Raw genomic sequence first — 16,980 nt, 5'->3', positions numbered from 1 at the left:
GCGCCCCTCCCTGCTTGACTACCCGCCCATCATAGTGAACATCGTGTTTTAATCACTATCAATCATGTGCAAAAGATGATAATCATAAGTAGCAAATGCATTTACATCATTCCACTTAATAATGTTTATTGGTACAATATTTTGGTATATTAAAATTAAAGAATTGACTAACAGAGTAGGTGGCCGTGGCCATGCATATCGGAGAAAAAATAAGACAGCTTCGCATGATGAAGAATATGCGACAGAGTGAATTGGTCGAAGGCATTTGTTCGGTTGCTTATCTCAGCCGCATCGAAAATGGCAAAACCAAACCTTCCGCCCCATTCATCCGCGCCGTATGCCAGAAGCTTGGCATCGTTCCCGATGACATCTGCGACGATGATTCCAACAAGAAAAAGCAACGGATCGCCAACATCATCAGCCAGTACAAAAAAACACGCATTCTTAATGAAACGGATGAATATCTGCTGAAAATTTCCCTGTTTGAATCGCACCTGCTGGACACACGAATCAACATTTACACGATATTGATTCGGCACTATCTGACCGACAACCGAATCAGTGAAGCGCAGCAAGTGTTTCAATTGTCCAAGAAATCGGTTCCCGACGAGGTCCCACCCGACCTGACCATCGAATTTTTCTACTACTATCTCAACTGCGGCAACATCTTTTTCAGCACACAAGATTACATCAAAGCGACCCATTATTACGAACTGGCTGAGCGCTTGTCTAACCGCGTTGGAGAAAAAGACTTAGCAATTCTATTTTACAATCTCAGCCTTGTTAAACAGCATCTATCGCAGGACAAAACGATCTGCCTGCACTATTCGCAAAAAAGCTTAGATATACATAAAAAGCTGGGCAATGAAGTGGATCAGGCCAAAGTGCTGATCACCAAAGCGACGCAATACAACTTAAATCACCAATACAACCAAGCGATCAAGTGTTTGGATGAGGCGTTGGAAATCGTGCTAAAAACGGAAAACGTCAACTTCCTCGGCATGATTGAATACAATTACGGCCGCGCATACCAATCAAAAGGGGAAATTGACACCGCCATCAAGCACTATGAGACATGCCTCCAGCTACGGAGTAAAATCGGCGCGGAACAACCGAAAGTGCACACATACCGGGAATTGATTCTCATCTACATGGAACGCAAAGATTTGGGGAAAGTGGATCAATATTTGAAAGAGGGCCTGCGAATCGCGGAAACCTATCAACAATGGTATCACTATGTCGAGTTTCACATGTTTAAAGCGCTATTGTACAAATCCCACTTTCAAGAACAGCTGTATGAAAAAGAAACGCAGAGACTGATTGATATGGCTGTCGAAAAGAACCAGCTGAACTTGGCAAAAAAAATGGCCCACGATTTGGGGCGACATTACTACGAGAAAAACGCTTACAAAAAGGCGGCTGATTTTTACGATATGGCCCTGCGGTTTGAGGCCCTGTTGCACGCACCCACCACCTTGGCAGACAGCGAAAGCTGATCCATTTCAGGTTCAGTTTTCGCTGTCACCATATGGGGTGCCGTTATCCCAACATCAATCTTCAGACGGCATACCGCCTGGAGGAGGTTGATCGCCTTTAGTGGTCACATCATCCGTCCCTGGTTTTTGCGGCTTTTTGTTTTTGAGGATTTCCTTGCTTTCCCTCTTTTTGCCGCCAACGGTCGGCATCGGCTGCTTTTCCATCGAAACCTCTCCTTTCTCACTGGTACTTTGTCTGATGAATAGATGCGCGGCATCCCCCTTAGGTTTCAAAACCGTGCCCCTTTTTCAGATCACTTGTCTACGGCGCTCGTTGAACAACGAAATTTCCTTTTTATATCGTTTTTTGAAATAAGTGGGTTATAATGGCGGAAAACTCTGATCACTGCCTTCTTGCTACGCCACTCAAGTGAGTCGTCAAACCGCTTTTCTATTCATATAAAAATTAAATCATTTTCATCATCTGAAATCTAGTTAATCCGAATGGTTAAATGACAGGAATTCATAGCTGTTTCAAACGACAATTTAACCAACTCATTTAACCATTTTTGATGATCTTTTCTCGCTCAAACGACCCCACAACCCAAGTACAACGGTATTTCATCAAATCGGGTTCGTTAAATAAAGGTTCATATTCAGTAAATATATATAGATTTAACTCATTGCACTAAACTTTGCGTCCTTTTTATAATAAAAACGCAATCTCCTCTCAGCTTTTTTTCGTGGAGGCATAGGCGTGGAGAAAGCCATACAAACATTCTTGAGTCAATGCCCCAACGATCAGTGGATTGAACATCACCCCGTCCAAATGGAACCCGAAAAAGTGTACATAATCCAAGTTGGTTATGGCACCTTGTGGGAAACCAAAGAGGATGGCAACCATGTCTTGTTGGATGTCTTGCAGGAAGGAAGCATATTTGAGGTACCGTTCATCCCAGATCGGACCTGTGAGTTTCACCCCCACAGCCCCGTCCAGGTCTCCATCTGTGATTGGCGGGAGGTTCTCCACTCTCCAATCGCCGCTTCCGTTATCGCTGAATTGCGAAAATATTGGACCCGCGTACAAACTTTGCAAATGATCAAACACAACAAATTTGTGGAGGATCGACTCATCCAATTTCTTTTCTTCCTTGCTCAGCCATTCCAATCCAAGACCAACGAGCATCAGCTTGCCCTGCCCTTTCCCATCACGCATGAAGAGCTGGCTGCCGCCATCCTCTCCACTCGCGCCACCATCACCCGCTGTCTGAGCCAATTGCGGCGCGAGTGCAAGATTGATTATTTCCAAAAGCAAGGAAAACGTTACATTCTGTTAACCAATCGCTTTATTCATTCACTCATGTCTACCCAGCCGGAAATTTGTTTGGCGAAACTTACCCCATCTACTAACATAAGTAAGGCAAAGCGCATCTCTTAACGCTTTGTCTATTTTTTTTAGAACAACCTTAGGACGGATCAACCTAAGGCTTCCCTTGGGCAGCCTCCTCACGGATCAACTGATAGTGGATGTGAAGAAACCGCCATTTCCATATCCACATCTCATGCTCAGCTTGCATCCTGCCTTCTTCATCCACCCAGACATGGAACCGTTCACGCAAAGGTAAAACCACCAAACCCCAGCGCGAGGTCCAATAAAGCCCCTGATCACCCGGCTTCACTCCTTGAATGCTCGTCAGAACCAACCCATCGCTTTTCCCTTTCGCCCCCGTACCATGCTCCAGCCGCAACACGCCGGTCAAGTTGCCCCCGGGAAACGGCAGGGCAATGTTCATATATGTCTCCTCTGCGAAGGTATGAATGGAGTAAACCGCCACGAATACCGTCCGGCCCGTTCCAGCATGCGTGCGAACCCAAGCGCGGGGCGCCACTCTCCTGTCGCACACTTCTTTCACTGCCACCAGTCTACTGTTCATTTCCGTCACCTTTTCGCCAGCTGGAGGAAGATGGCATTGCCCGATGCGGCCAGTTAACCGGCTATACCATGCAGAAAAGCGGCGGAATCCTTTTTGCCACTCTACTTTCGCCTCCAGTCGGTAGGCCAGCGTATCCTCATAAAAAGATCGAATCGAAGGATGAACGGCATCCGGATCAAAATCAGGCCGGGCGAAAACAGCAAAATCATCTACCAGCCCCCGCACGCAGCGCGCTTCATCAATCCATCCCAAGCGGGTCAAGATGTCGGCACCAATCCGCCCCTTTCCCGCAAGCAAACTATGTGGAATCCCAGATGGCAATCCGCACGCCGGAGGCAAACTCGCACACCAGGCCCACGCTCCGGCCGTCACAAAGCCAAACGCGTTGGCAATCCCATGCAGGAGAACCATTTCCTCAATGGTGAAAAAAGAAATCTGCATCATCCGCCCCAAGCTATAAATGACAGACAAAGCCATTGTCCCCCATATAGTCACTGAAGAAAGCAAAAACAAGGCCCGAATCCCTCCACGCTGTTCTCGCTTCCAAACCACGGGGAGAAGCAGTGCGGTATAAAGTAGCAGGGCTCCGACAAACCAAACAACTGCGACAAACTCTAGTACGGTGGAGAAAGTGATGCCCATGGCCACCAACATCGGGCCGGTGATCACTCCCACGGACATCAACCGGTACCGAAGAGGGAATTGGGCACGCCAGTCCACTGCACGGCCTAATAAGCCGACAAAGATCGGCACCACAAAGGCGGAATAATGAAAATGGATGCCAGTCAACGCTACAATCTCTTCACTGAAATGAAGGACAGGCATCCCAAAACGGCTTGCCACCAACCATCCCCCGCCGATAGCCAGGTAGAGCAAACCGCAATCCATCGCCAGCTCTTCCAATGCATGGCGAATTCGCTCAAGCAGGCGTTTGCATCCGTACACCGCCACCACCACGGTGAAGACGAGCCACGGCACAGAGAGAAGCCCAGCAAGATTACCCTTGGGCAAAAGAAATGAAGCCGCCCCCAGTCCTGCACACCACGGATAACTGCGCCAACACCATTGATACACACGATCAATCTGTCCCAAACGATTCCTCGTTTCTGTCAGGCAGAGCGTCAATGGCACGGTCACACCGATCGCCCACAGCAATAATTGCTCCACCAGATCATTTGTGAAAAATATCACAAATACAACCATAACAAAAGCCGGCAATACCCGTTTCATCGATGGTTTACTCATGGTTTCACTCATTTCTTCTGCGAAGTCATCAGTTGTTTCGCTCCCTCTTCATTATACAATGAACACAGCAAATGCCACTAGGGTGTGTCTGGCCGCTGGCCTATTCATCAGACACGCTCTAGAATAATGACTTGAAAAACACCATGCTGGAAAGCATGGCGTTCTGTCGTCACTTCTTCGGTTCAAAAAATTCGATCCACTCCCCATCAGGGCCGTGTACAAAGAAATAGCGACCAACGGGCAGGGTGGTGATCTCCTCGTCTTGAAAAGAGACATTCAGTTGCTTCAACCGATTCCATTCCTCTTCGATATCATCCACAGTAAATGCAATGTGGTGGACTTTGCCCTCCTCCGGCAATGCTTTCGGATATCCCTGAATCAGTTCCACCTGCGTCTCCTCTGCGCCCGGAAAACCGAGAAACGCCAATTCCAATCCCCCAGCAGGCACCGTAATGCGGCGGATCAATTCCATCCCCACCACCTGTTGATAAAAAGCTAGTGAAGCATCCATATCTTTTACCATCACGCCGACATGTTCGATTTTGCGAATGGACACGCTTTCGCCTCCTCACTTGATTGAACCATCCGTTGCCATTCATTTTAAATGATCGGCGCAATAGAAAACACCCCCGACCGCATAAGACTGGGGGTGATGCACTTAATTTCTCAACTCTAGCACCGCTTCGGCCGTATTGTAAATGCCGATGCCAATGCCCCAATATTCCGCTCTGAACTTATACTGTCCCGCCGAGGGCAACTTTTTCCCGACCAGCCGCAACTCAAATATGCGCATCGCCCCTATATCCACGCCGAACGGCAGAGTCACCGTTTGCCCCCCGTTTTGAATATAGTCCGCCGTCAATGGTTGGCCATTGATCAGATCTCCGGCCACCGCAGAAAACCCTTTAGGCAAATGAAACTTCGCCCGCCCATAAGCCAATACGACATCCGGTTTGTATGTGATCACCACATCGGACACCGCTTCCTGCTTGTTTTTGCTTGGCTCTAGCCTCACTGTCAATGCCTTCCCCTGAGCGGCTTGCCACTTGGACGGAACCTCCGCATCTGCTGGCGCCGGCGGATTCGTCCATCCCACCAACATCCACGACAAGCCCACGATAACTGACAGCCATACCATTCTCAAACGCATTGCACATCTCCCCTTTGTTCATCCATCTGGTTTTCAGGGTGCGTCTGGTGCGTATCCCCGGCGAATCCAACACCACTTTCCCTTCGCTTTCCTTGCCCATCGGCGCTTATCAGGAAAAGATGTCTCCGCCACTTCATATGTATCAACTTGATTTATCAGACAACCCCAAGCAAATATCAATGAGTCATCCGTACATTCACGCTGTTAATTCTCCATTCTCTCTTAAATTCCTTTTTGTTTAAAAAATGTTTAAATCAGGAAGTAAAGACCAAATGAAAACGGCCGGCCTCCCTCATGGGTGGCCAGCCTCCGGCTGATGCGTAATTTATGCTTTTCCCAACTCATCCAACAAGGCTTGCGCTTTTTCATGACCAGTGAGAGCCGCTTTGCGTAGCCATTCTACCGCCTCGCCCTCATGGGTGGCTAAATCGGGATAGTACAGCAGATAGCAACTTAGCAAAAACATGGCTTCCGGCAGTTCGGTGGCAGCTGCCTTCCGCAACCACTCAAACCCTTCTTCCCAGCGAAATGCGACCCCATCTCCTTGCAACAGCCGCCCGGCCAGCTCCAACATGGCGCCTTCCTCTCCCACCATGGCTGCCCGGCGCAACAACACTTCACCCTCCAAACTGCTCTTGGCGAGGCCATCCCCTTCAAGCAACCGGTAGCCCAGTTCATGCATAGCAGGTCCATACTCGGCTTCCGAGGCCCGTTTCAACCACTGCTTCCCTTCCTCGGGGTGCGCAATAAGCACATAGCCCGTGATCAAGCGGCTTCCCAACTGATGCATGGCAGGTGGATACCCTTCCTCCGCTGATCGGCGGAGCCAGTGTTCCCCTTCTTCCTGCCGGTGCGGGAATAGATTGCCTTCCAACAAGAGCGTACCCAGCACCTGCATCGCCACTGCATGGCCCGCTTCGGCTGCGCTTTGGAGCCAAAACTCGCTTTGCTCAAGCTCCTGCGGCCCTCCCAGGCCATCAAGCAAACACAACCCATATTGGAACATGCCGCTCAACGCACCTGCTTCAGCCGACTTGCGCAGCCAGTCTCTTCCTTCTTCCTGGTTGGCAGGCAAGCCTACACCGAACAACAACCGGTAGCCCAGTTGATTCATCGCCTGGGGATCCCCCGCCTGCGCAGTTTGCCGCAATAGCGCAGCCCCCTCTTCAGCTGCTTGTCGCTCAAACAATTGCTCCGCCAACACATGAGCCGCATCCAATCTACCAGCCTCAGCCGCCCGGCGCAACCAAGCGATCCCTTCCTGCTGCTCTTCCGGGCCGCCTTCGAGCAAGGCTAGCGCAAGCCGGAACATCGCCTCCGGATCGTGGGCTTCCACGCCCCGCATCAGTGCCTCCCATGCGGCTCGCGCCTCTGCTTCCCCCTCTTCCTGGCCCGCCTTTTGTTCCATCTGCCAAGCGCGCACCCGTCCGGCGAGCAATGTCACTTCCCGCAATTCTTCCCTGATGCGGTCGCTGTAGCGGGTGGTGCCGTTGCGTTCATCAAATTGGCGTGCCAGCATCTCCGTTTGCTCCTGCAACCATGCTTCCGTTACATATTCGGGAATATGGAGCACCTGCTTTTCCCGATCATCCAAATAGGCGAACAGTACGGAAGCCGCCAAGAAATATTCGAACTTAGAATGGGGGTCTGCTGAAGCCAACGCTTCTGGCAATCCCTTCTCCAAACAAGAAATAGCCCGTGCGTGGTCGATAATCGTCAGATACTTCAAATGCTTTGCTTTCGAGGAGATATAGCCTGGCTGGTCAAGAATTAAGCGGTAACCCCGTTCGTGGAACATGGCCGCTTCCTCCAGCCGACCTTCCTGTAACAAGGGGAGCAGAAAATTGGCAAAGGTGATATGCGGAACGGATTGGCTACAACTCAATTGCCCGGTCACAATCGGCCGCACCCGCTCATACGCTTCCGCAAACTGATCACGGCTCAACAAATAATCCAGTTGAAGATCAAGCTCACACGCCACACAGTCAGATATCGAGTCGCGAGGTACTGCTAACCACCGCTCATACTCCCGTTCGGCCGTTTCCCAGTCGCCTCTTCTCCAGGCAAAAACAAATTTGGTCTGATGATAAAAGCGCTCATTGTAACCCAGTGCTGTGTACCTTTGCTTAAGATCTTCCAGCATCGCTTCCATTTGCTCCAGACTGATCGTCGGGAACCGGTCCAGCTTGTCCACAATCCATTTATACTGCCACATGACAGCCAGGCTGTTGTACGCCTTGGGCTGTTTGTCATAGTGAGCCAAGCACCAACCAAACGTCGTAAATGCCTTGTCCGCTCTGCCAGCATACACCGTCGCCTTCGTCAGCTCCATGCGGGCTGAAAACCCAAGTTCCGTCTGTTGGTACGTGTCGGCCAGCCGCACCGCTTCTTCCAACAGGGCGATTTTCGCTTCACCGTCAGGCAAATCCTTTGCTCGCTTCATCAACGAGTCAAATTGTTCTTTCATCACTTGTTCCCTCCTAAGCGTCTAAGCCTCGTTCAATGAAACGAACCAACCCGCTATTCAGCAGACTCATCTCTTGCGACTTCAGGGGATAATGACCCATTAGCAACGCCTGCACATAAAGCGTTTCCACAATTAACTGGCACAGCTCAGGATCTTGCACCCGAATCACTTTTTGAATGATCTCATTTTCAAAGTTAAAACATAATTGAGCATAATCCTGTCCGGCCTGATTTGTCGTCACCCGCTCAATGATCGATGCAAACAGGGGATTGGCCTCTTCTGTGGTTTGCTCAGCCATACGTAAAAACAACCCTTCTTCGCTTGTCGTGTACAACGCCGGCAGATCATGGGGATAGAACTTCTTAATCTCCGCTTTGCACCGGTAAGGCAACAACACCGCATTGGCCAATCGGATGAAAGAATAGGCTAACTCTCGCTCTTCAATGGATAATTCGGTAAATCCTTGCGTAAATGCCGCAGAATCAATCCGTTCCACATGGGTGTCTGGAAACACGCGCCCCAGCTTTTCAATCAACTCCAGATCGTACATGTATCCCCCGTTAATCACGCAACGCGATTGGGCTTTGGCCACTTTGCTGATCTGCCGAAACTCATCCACGCCCGGCGTATAGCAGATCGTTGGCGTCAGGCGGCGGATCTCCCCCATCGTCATCGTGCCCAGTGACGTTTCAAAGGGTAGCCAGTCGATGAACAGCGCATACAATTCATCATCCTCCAACGCCAGCAGTTTCAGGGAGGAATAATGAACGCGAATAATCTCCCCCAGTAGCGGTGATTTCCGTTCTGCCAATTGTCGGAGATAACGTTTGATGCAATCGCCCAGCTCTTTTTTCACCAACTCCAAGAGCGCGTCATCATAAAACTCCTCGCGGGAGGCCGTCGGCTTCAAATGATTCACATTCAGCACACAGGTAACGAAGAAGGACCAGTCCGGCAAAATCTTCTCCACCGTCTCCGACAAAAGCATCTGTTTCACATAAACGCGGTGTTTTCGCTTGGCGTTGACAGTGACCGAATGCGGCAGAATGTAAGCGATGCCTTGCGCATCACCGAGCGGTGAATGTAGAGGAATCGCATCGATAAAGTCGACATGCCACTTTTCTTTCCCATACACCAATGCATCGATAGAGCTCATCTCCCACGGAGCTTGTTCGGCTGTCAGCCGTATCGCTTTCTCCCCGTAGAAGAAAATCGGGTACGGCAAAAACTCTCCATAATACCTTGCAAACTCTTGCACCCGCTCTGGTGCAAAATAACGCTCAAATCCCTCTTTGCTTTGAATATAAATGCGGGTGCCCGGAGACATCGTCTGCGTCAATTTGCGAATCTGATAGCTTCCGTCCGGGCGTCCCCGCCACTCGATCGTTTCTTCGCTTTTGATAGAACGCGAGATCACCACGATTTCCTCACTGACGATAAAACAGGACAGAAGCCCCACCCCAAACCGACCGATGAAATCCGTCTCATACTCCGACCGCTTTGACGTCTGTCCAATCTGGGCCAAAAAACGGTGCACTTCTTCTTCTGTCAGGCCGACACCATTGTCCTCCACATACAAGGTGGGCGCCATCTCCTCGGCGGTAAACACCTCCATGCCCACTTTCCCATCATGATCCGGCTCAAGCTGTTTGCGGGCGGTGATGGCATCCACTGCATTTTGCAACAGCTCGCGGACAAACACTTGGGGTGTACTGTATAAGTGATTGGACAACAGATCAATCATGCCTTTAAGATTCACTTTAAAGTGGAAATCGCTCATCTTTTCTCACCTGACTAATATAAAGATTATTGCTCTTCACCATTTTATATAGAAAAAAATCCGGTGAGTAGAAAAAAAACTGACTGGTCAATAAAAAGATCATCACTGCATGGTATTTACCCAGCCACCCCTAAAAAAAGAAAGAAAGGTTATAAATCAGAGATTCGGTAAATGATCTCTTCTAAATCAGTTGGGAGGGATTCCCTAGTGTAATTCGTCCACCAGTTGATAAAAAGTTGATCAGACGGCGACGATTCATGCCCATAATGAAGAAAATAATCGAGGATATTCTGCCAAGCCGCGGCTGGGCCTTTGCCTCCGTGGTAAAAGATGAGCGCCGCTGCAGCATCCCGTTGCCAATCACGAGATGGGTGAAAACTGAGCCAATCATGCACCAACTGTTCATGCTCCGGCGACCAGTGCCGCAAATGCCCAAATGCGTAAAGAGCGAGCGACTGCTGATATTCCCAAGGAGACCTTTCGATGATATCCATCAAGGCCCGGTGCGCCAGCGGATGATCCTTGCCTACTTTCCCCAACAAGGTGATCACCTGATCTTGAACCACCAATTCCTCATGGTTTAAATAAGGGAGATACAAAATCATCCCTTCCCGAAGCACCTGCCCGGCCTTGCCGTAAACAATCGCCTCATCATCAACGAAGCGAGTCAACAGCACGCCGATGATCTCTTTTTGCGTATCCGGATAAGGATATTCTTCTGCCAGCAAGCGAAGCAGAAAACGGAGTGCATAGGGAAGGGCTTGACAGTAACCCCCTTGGTGGCGCACATGATCGACCAGGCGAGTCAATCCCCGTTCACGGAGCCGTTCGTCTTCCGCACACATCGCCTTCAAGTGGATCGGCACATCCTCCGCCGTGCCAAACGCATGATGCAATGCTCCCCAATCCAGCTCATCCCATCCACTGAGCAGCGCTTCCGCCACCGGATTGCAAAAAAGAGGATGCTCGTGCAACACTCTGAGCGCCTCCTTCCGCACTTCCAGCAAATCGCCCGTATATTCGGCATCAATTCCCAACCAATACAAGATCGACGCCGCCGTCCACCGCACCTCTGCGTCCGCATGGCCCATCCACTCGCCACACTTTAGCGACAATTCTTCAATCCACTCTCTCCGCCTCTCTTCGGAAACCCCAGCCTCCACTTCTAATGCAATCTGTTTTAATTCATGGAGCAATGCTGTCATAAGTATCTATGATTCCCCTTTACTTAAAATCTGTATTTCTCGCCATAGGATTGCAATGCTCTTTCCCATCAGCGCACAGCCAAACACATTCATCACAGCCCATCAAATCATGTCATCTGATGCATGATATATGAGATATTTCTTAGAATTTTACATAACACGCCCATCATTTCACATCACACTAAGGCACGTCAATGGATTGCCCCCACTTTTCTGGGAATCCATCCCATCTCATTGCTGTTCCGATTGACTCACACGGCACAGGCTCTTCGAAAACTCCAGAAAAAAGCGGTTTAGGCGCCTCTCCATGCTTGCACCTGAACCACCCGCTTATTTTTCTGTATACAAAACCATATGGCATAAATCTACATAACCCTCTCCCACTTTCAGCCCTTGCTGTTCTCTCCCGAATTCCGCAAAGCCCTTTGACCGGTACAAGGCGTGCGCGGCGGAATCCGCTGCTACTGTCAGTTGGATCTGTTCTACATCCGTCTCTGTCCGCACCCGGTCAATCGCCTGCGACAACAACTGCTTGGCAATCCCCTTTCCCCGGTGCTCCGGTTCCACATACACAGCCACGAAATGGGACTTATGCCGGATCTTCAATCGCGCTTCCCGATACCATCCGATAACTCCCACCAGCTTGCCTTTCCCATCAAAGGCGCCCAACATCCAACGCTCCGGCGTGACCGCCAGTTTCTCTGCAAACTGGGCTACTGTCCACTGCGTTTCCTCTTCATACGAACTGCCAAAGGCTTCCGGAGCCTCCTGCAACGCCCGCAGTCGTACGTCGCGATACGCTTCGGCGTCTGTCTCCCGCAATAATCTGAAGACCACGTGCCCGCCCCCTTTTACACATCCTTATGTATATAAAGATAATTGTATCAATATTGACTCTAACGGATAGTTACTTTATATTAGATTAAAATCCTACTATTCTTATTGAATTTCACGAAAAAGATGCGTTACGTCACAACTTATCCTGTCCTGCGTTCATTTGGACAAAAGGGAGGGAGCCTGATGAGTTACATCAATTTGAAAGAACGGTATTTCTTGGCCCAAAAATTGATGAGATCGTTGAACCACGCCGGACAAGAGCGGTCATTGATCACATCCATCTTGAATAAATTTAGCAACCCTGACATCATTCTCACCGCAGAGGAAGCCCACTATCTGCAAGTGCAAATCAATGCCTATCTCGATGAAGCCATGGAGCGCCGGGATGATTATCACATAGAGTTTCTTAACCATTTACGGGAAAAAATATAAAATGCGCCGGGGAGTACACCCCCGGCTTGGTCACGCCTTTTTTTCTTTTTTAAAGAGGATAACTCAAGAGCAAGTGACACTCATCAGGCCAATCTTTACCCGGACAAACGGATACATAACCACCCGCTCCTCCCCCTCTATGGCATGTGATGCCCCCACCTTCGCCGCTCTTGGCAAGCCGCCAACGCGGCACCTTCACTTGCTGAATCGGCGAACCAACTATAAAATATTCTCATCACTTCATTACTGGTTAAAAAGGAGCTAAACAAATGGTTTCCAAAGAAAGTAATCTCCGTCTAGTCGTCGCCGGCTTGCTGTTGGCGATTTTGATGTCGGCGATGGACAATACCATCGTCGCCACCGCCATGGGCACCATCGTGGCGGATCTGGGCGGGCTGGACAAATTCGTCTGGGTCACTTCCGCCTATATGGTCACAGTGATGGCCGGCATGCCGATCTTCGGCAAACTGTCCGATATGTACGGTCGCAAACGTTTCTTCATCTTGGGCTTGGCTCTGTTTTTGCTAGGGTCAATCTTGTGTGGTACGGCGCAAAGCATCGTTCAGCTCAGTATCTACCGCGCAATCCAAGGAATTGGTGGCGGCGCATTGATGCCCATCGCTTTCACTATCGTATTTGACATCTTCCCGCCTGAAAAACGGGGCAAAATGACTGGACTCTTGGGCGCCGTTTTTGGTACTTCCAGCGTCTTCGGCCCGCTTTTAGGTGCATATATCACTGAATACATCAGTTGGCAGTGGATTTTTTACGTTAATGTACCGCTCGGTTTAATTTCTCTGTTTCTTATTTTCATCTATTATAAGGAATCAACAGAACACAGAGAGCAGAAAATCGACTGGTGGGGCGCAATTACACTGGTGGTGGCCGTCGTCAGCCTGATGTTCGCCCTGGAATTGGGAGGCAAGGAATTTGCATGGGATTCCACCCAAATCATCGGGTTGTTCGCTTGCTTCGCGATCTTCTTCCTGTTGTTCATTTTTGCAGAAAGAAAAGCTTCCGATCCAATTATCTCTTTTTGGATGTTTAAGCGGCGCCTGTTCGCCACTTCACAAGTGATCGCTTTTTTGTACGGCGCCACGTTTGTGATCTTAACCGTGTTCATCCCGATTTTTGTGCAAGCCGTGTACGGTGGATCGGCCACCAACGCTGGCTTGGTGCTGACTCCGATGATGTTGGGGTCAGTGGCTGGTAGCGCAGTCGCTGGGGTGTTCCAAACCAAAATCCGCTTCCGCACCCTGATGATCCTATCGGTCATCGCTTATCTGTCGGGTATGTTCCTTTTGAGCACGATGACCCCTGACACAACGCGTTGGTTGTTGACTGCCTACATGATTCTGGTCGGCTTCGGCGTCGGTTTTTCGTTCTCACTCCTGCCGACAGCCACTGTTCACAATATGGAGCCCCGTTTCCGCGGATCGGCAAACTCGACCAACTCGTTCTTCCGATCGCTGGGCATGACTCTGGGCATTACCATATTCGGGACCATCCAAAATAAAGTCTTCACCAATCAGTTATCAGATGCTTTTAAAGACATGCATGGCCCGGCCGCCTTCAATCCGGCCCAGCTCAATGACGCGCGTTCCATTTTTGAAGCGAGCGAGCGGGCACAGATTCCGCCCATGGTCTTGGACAAAATCGTAGATGCGATGTCCTCCTCTATTACCTATACCTTTTTACTGGCTTTGATTCCCATTGCCATCTCAGCCATTGCCATTGCCTTGATGGGCGATAGCAAAGTGGAAACAACGAAACAACCTTCGGCCCAACCAAACGAAGCCTAAAAAATCAAGCCGCCCCGATAAAAAGCCGAACCCAAAAGGGCGGGCACAGGCGTTTAGGTATGATATACTAAATGAGAGTAAACCTATCAATTATAAAGGAGCTTGTCGCAATGATGACTACAGCTGCAATCATCCTGTGCGGGTTGCTATGCCTCATTGCCTTTTTCGTCACTTTCCGCTTGGGAGCGACCCAGTCCAATCAGAAAAACGAAGCTTATACCCAAAGCAGAAAGAAAAGCATCATCTTGCTGTCAATAATCTATCTGGTCGCCACCACCATCGGCATCTTGTTCGTCTATCTCTTATGATGGGGTGGCATAGGCGAGTCCCAACAGAGACTCGCCTTTTTTAGTTTATCAACCGATTCATGCTTTGGAGCGCATCCGCTCTTCTTTCCCACCGATTCTATAAATTCTATTTCCCAGGCAATCCTGACGCGCCAGAAGATATGTCAAAACCATCTTTTGGCTAAATTGTGGTCCCTCCTTTGTTTCATCCACCCATCGACACTTATAAAGCCAACTGTTGAAATAACTTGCCTCAGCAATCCATTGGTCAGATTGTATACCACTCCATGTTTGTAAACTTCTTTATAAAAATAAGAAGGATATGAATATTAACAATAAATTATCTATCTGTTATAATACAGTTACATTCAATATTTTTCTAATAAGGAGGGATTGCGCACATGCGAAAAACTTGGGCTGTCGGCTGTCTCATCCTGTTACTTTTATTCTCCATGGTCGTCCCGCAAGCGACATCACACGGTGGTTCGATTTTTCCGATCGTGATCGGTATTCCCGGCGTTCCTGGAACCGTTTACATCGGTGCCGCTCCACCCCAACTTGATCCCGCCAAGCCAGTCATTGTGTTCGTTCAAGGCTTGTTCAACGCGTCCAGCATCTGGCACACTGGGAACGACATGTATCAGCGCGCACGGGAGTCTGGTTTTGAAACCGCTTTCGTCGAGTTGCATGATGCTGGTGGCGATCCCCGTAGCAATTGGAACAACGGCAAGATGCTTGCCGAACAGTTACAGAAGATCGCCGACCATTTCCCAGGCAAGAAGTTGGTCATGGTCTGCTACAGCAAAGGGGGCATCGACACGCAAACCGCGCTGGTTCACTATGGCAAACACCCTTTGGTGTCCAACGTGATCACCATCGGCTCACCCCATTATGGCAGTCCGCTAGCTGACTTGGCTTACAGTGACTGGGTCTGGTGGCTGTCATCCCTGCTCGGCACAAGAAACGAAGCCGTATACAGTCTACAAACCGGCGTTATGCAATCTTTCCGCATCCAGACCGACAGTCGTCCGGAAATAAATGAAAACGCTTACTTCACTGTTGCTGGTAACAGCTGGGGCCCTTTCCTATCCCCGACTTGGTTTGGCGGACTTTACATGCTGGAAGACAGTGATGGCGTCGTGCCCTTGCGCAGCACCAAGCTCCCCTACGGCAACCATATAAAAACAGGAAATTGGGATCATCTCTCCATTTATCATGGGAAAGAGACCTTTGATGTGATCCGCCCCTATCTAACCTCCACCCGGCAAACCGCTTCCGCCAATAACACGACAGAAAGCGTTTCTCCACTCCTTGCAGAAAACAATATCTACCTTACCGGCGGAGAACAGGAAGGCACCTTGGAGGAATCCCTTGTGATTGAGCCCGGAACGGAAAGCGTCACGCTTAACTGGATGAGCAATCACCCGCTCAACCGCATAGAACTCATCCGCCCTGACGGTCAAGTGCAACCAGCTTCGTTTAAAGTGACGCAAGACCAACAAACCCTTTTCAAAGGCGCTTGGCAACATATCGCTCAGCTGAACAAACCGATGGCGGGCACTTGGAAAATCCGCACTTCCACCGACCGCAAAAGCGCCTATGCCCTGATCGCCACCTTCAACTCCCCCTTGTCAGCCCAACTCGCTTTACAACAAAAAAGACCCTATGCTCCGGAATACCTTGTCACTGCAACCAACAAAGGAAAAAACCGCAACCTGATCAAGGAAATCAAAACAGAAGCGCAAATCCAATATATTCCCGATCCACGCACAAACCCCAAACAAGAACGGATCATCCTCCGCAAACGCGGCCCCATCGATTCCCGCGCCATCCAGATTCCGGTCACATCAGCGGGCACCTACAACCTGACCATTAATATCCGCGGAACCACTACAAGCGGTGCTCCCTTTGCCCGCACCATTGTCAAATCAGTGGCAGTGGACAAGCAAGGCCGCATCCACGGTCGTCCGTAGCACAATAATAAATGAACTTATAACTATCCCCTTCAACATACAAGTGCTCTCTGATTGTCTAATGAAATTTCAACCCCTGCATGACAATCTCATTGTCAAAATCGCGGACAAGGCAGGAGCAACCCATGTAGGCGGCTATCTGTCCTATACTTGCAATCTGTCTCCAGTCGAATCATGGGGCATACAGATTCCCTCTTTGGAACAAAACGCACCCTTGTTGTTTTTCGACAACCGTGTCATTCACACTGAATAAAGCGTTTCACAACCATACAAAAAGGATGGGAAATCTCTCCCATCCTGAGGCTGCTGACAAACTGCCTTGAAAGGCAGGGTCAGCAGCCTTTTTTGTCGAATCAATAAAAAACAATCTATAAGGAGTTTTTTCTATGTTTA

At 49.6% G+C, this 16,980-nt stretch carries 14 protein-coding genes; 6 read left to right on the top strand and 8 right to left on the bottom strand.

The genetic code is table 11. The features are described from left to right. Window positions 1–191: 191 nt before the first annotated feature. Window positions 192–1,496, top strand: coding sequence for a helix-turn-helix transcriptional regulator (locus QQZ12_RS09505; RefSeq protein ID WP_106342987.1), 1,305 nt, complete (start codon window positions 192–194; stop codon window positions 1,494–1,496). Between the two features lie 54 nt (window positions 1,497–1,550). On the opposite strand, the gene QQZ12_RS09500 is transcribed toward QQZ12_RS09505, so the two are convergent. Next, complete coding sequence (locus QQZ12_RS09500) at window positions 1,551–1,700, bottom strand: hypothetical protein (protein ID WP_022737991.1); 150 nt, start codon at window positions 1,698–1,700, stop codon at window positions 1,551–1,553. A gap of 532 nt (window positions 1,701–2,232) precedes the next feature. On the opposite strand from QQZ12_RS09500, the gene QQZ12_RS09495 reads away from it, so the two are divergent. Further along, window positions 2,233–2,913: a Crp/Fnr family transcriptional regulator gene (locus QQZ12_RS09495; protein WP_102993459.1), complete on the top strand. Its 681-nt coding sequence runs from the start codon at window positions 2,233–2,235 to the stop codon at window positions 2,911–2,913. Between the two features lie 43 nt (window positions 2,914–2,956). Here the strand turns inward: QQZ12_RS09495 and QQZ12_RS09490 are convergent, their stop codons facing one another. From QQZ12_RS09490 to QQZ12_RS09460, 7 genes are all read right to left on the bottom strand, one after another. Further along, complete coding sequence (locus QQZ12_RS09490) at window positions 2,957–4,654, bottom strand: YndJ family protein (protein ID WP_284724321.1); 1,698 nt, start codon at window positions 4,652–4,654, stop codon at window positions 2,957–2,959. 169 nt (window positions 4,655–4,823) lie between these two features. Further along, entirely contained in the window at window positions 4,824–5,210 is a 387-nt protein-coding gene (locus QQZ12_RS09485; protein ID WP_022737987.1) for a VOC family protein, read from the bottom strand. Between the two features lie 102 nt (window positions 5,211–5,312). Then, complete coding sequence (locus QQZ12_RS09480) at window positions 5,313–5,804, bottom strand: BslA/BslB family hydrophobin (RefSeq protein ID WP_054095730.1); 492 nt, start codon at window positions 5,802–5,804, stop codon at window positions 5,313–5,315. A 325-nt stretch (window positions 5,805–6,129) separates the two neighbouring features. Beyond that, window positions 6,130–8,271, bottom strand: coding sequence for a tetratricopeptide repeat protein (locus tag QQZ12_RS09475; RefSeq protein ID WP_284724320.1), 2,142 nt, complete (start codon window positions 8,269–8,271; stop codon window positions 6,130–6,132). Between the two features lie 13 nt (window positions 8,272–8,284). Further along, window positions 8,285–10,051: an HSP90 family protein gene (locus QQZ12_RS09470; protein WP_102993464.1), complete on the bottom strand. Its 1,767-nt coding sequence runs from the start codon at window positions 10,049–10,051 to the stop codon at window positions 8,285–8,287. Between the two features lie 149 nt (window positions 10,052–10,200). Continuing rightward, window positions 10,201–11,256: a hypothetical protein gene (locus QQZ12_RS09465; RefSeq protein WP_284724319.1), complete on the bottom strand. Its 1,056-nt coding sequence runs from the start codon at window positions 11,254–11,256 to the stop codon at window positions 10,201–10,203. A gap of 330 nt (window positions 11,257–11,586) precedes the next feature. Next, a complete protein-coding gene (locus QQZ12_RS09460) occupies window positions 11,587–12,093 on the bottom strand; it encodes a GNAT family N-acetyltransferase (RefSeq protein WP_284724318.1) in 507 nt (168 codons plus the stop codon). A gap of 183 nt (window positions 12,094–12,276) precedes the next feature. On the opposite strand from QQZ12_RS09460, the gene QQZ12_RS09455 reads away from it, so the two are divergent. From QQZ12_RS09455 to QQZ12_RS09440, 4 genes are all read left to right on the top strand, one after another. Continuing rightward, window positions 12,277–12,525 (top strand): hypothetical protein, encoded by a 249-nt coding sequence (locus tag QQZ12_RS09455; RefSeq protein WP_054095735.1) that lies wholly within the window; start codon window positions 12,277–12,279, stop codon window positions 12,523–12,525. A 269-nt stretch (window positions 12,526–12,794) separates the two neighbouring features. Further along, a complete protein-coding gene (locus QQZ12_RS09450; protein ID WP_102993467.1) occupies window positions 12,795–14,327 on the top strand; it encodes an MDR family MFS transporter in 1,533 nt (510 codons plus the stop codon). Window positions 14,328–14,437: 110 nt separating this feature from the next. Beyond that, the gene (locus tag QQZ12_RS09445) at window positions 14,438–14,635 is read left to right on the top strand and encodes a hypothetical protein (protein ID WP_022737977.1); all 198 of its coding nucleotides are present in this window, start codon (window positions 14,438–14,440) and stop codon (window positions 14,633–14,635) included. Between the two features lie 380 nt (window positions 14,636–15,015). Continuing rightward, entirely contained in the window at window positions 15,016–16,587 is a 1,572-nt protein-coding gene (locus QQZ12_RS09440; RefSeq protein WP_154986597.1) for an esterase/lipase family protein, read from the top strand. The last annotated feature ends 393 nt before the right edge of the window (window positions 16,588–16,980 follow it).

It is taken from the genome of Laceyella tengchongensis, assembly GCF_900182735.1.
GTDB classification, from domain to species: Bacteria; Bacillota; Bacilli; order Thermoactinomycetales; family Thermoactinomycetaceae; genus Laceyella; species Laceyella tengchongensis.
The sequence above is the reverse complement of the archived record's forward strand: the minus strand, read 5'-3'. Positions and strand labels throughout refer to the sequence as shown.

Coding starts and splice junctions, on each gene's coding strand:
- QQZ12_RS09465 (WP_284724319.1), bottom strand. CDS start 11,256: ATGACAGCATTGCTCCATGAATTAAAACAGATTGCATTAGAAGTGGAG.
- QQZ12_RS09505 (WP_106342987.1), top strand. CDS start 192: ATGCATATCGGAGAAAAAATAAGACAGCTTCGCATGATGAAGAATATG.
- QQZ12_RS09450 (WP_102993467.1), top strand. CDS start 12,795: ATGGTTTCCAAAGAAAGTAATCTCCGTCTAGTCGTCGCCGGCTTGCTG.
- QQZ12_RS09455 (WP_054095735.1), top strand. CDS start 12,277: ATGAGTTACATCAATTTGAAAGAACGGTATTTCTTGGCCCAAAAATTG.
- QQZ12_RS09470 (WP_102993464.1), bottom strand. CDS start 10,051: ATGAGCGATTTCCACTTTAAAGTGAATCTTAAAGGCATGATTGATCTG.
- QQZ12_RS09490 (WP_284724321.1), bottom strand. CDS start 4,654: ATGAGTAAACCATCGATGAAACGGGTATTGCCGGCTTTTGTTATGGTT.
- QQZ12_RS09475 (WP_284724320.1), bottom strand. CDS start 8,271: ATGAAAGAACAATTTGACTCGTTGATGAAGCGAGCAAAGGATTTGCCT.
- QQZ12_RS09445 (WP_022737977.1), top strand. CDS start 14,438: ATGATGACTACAGCTGCAATCATCCTGTGCGGGTTGCTATGCCTCATT.
- QQZ12_RS09480 (WP_054095730.1), bottom strand. CDS start 5,804: ATGCGTTTGAGAATGGTATGGCTGTCAGTTATCGTGGGCTTGTCGTGG.
- QQZ12_RS09440 (WP_154986597.1), top strand. CDS start 15,016: ATGCGAAAAACTTGGGCTGTCGGCTGTCTCATCCTGTTACTTTTATTC.
- QQZ12_RS09500 (WP_022737991.1), bottom strand. CDS start 1,700: ATGGAAAAGCAGCCGATGCCGACCGTTGGCGGCAAAAAGAGGGAAAGC.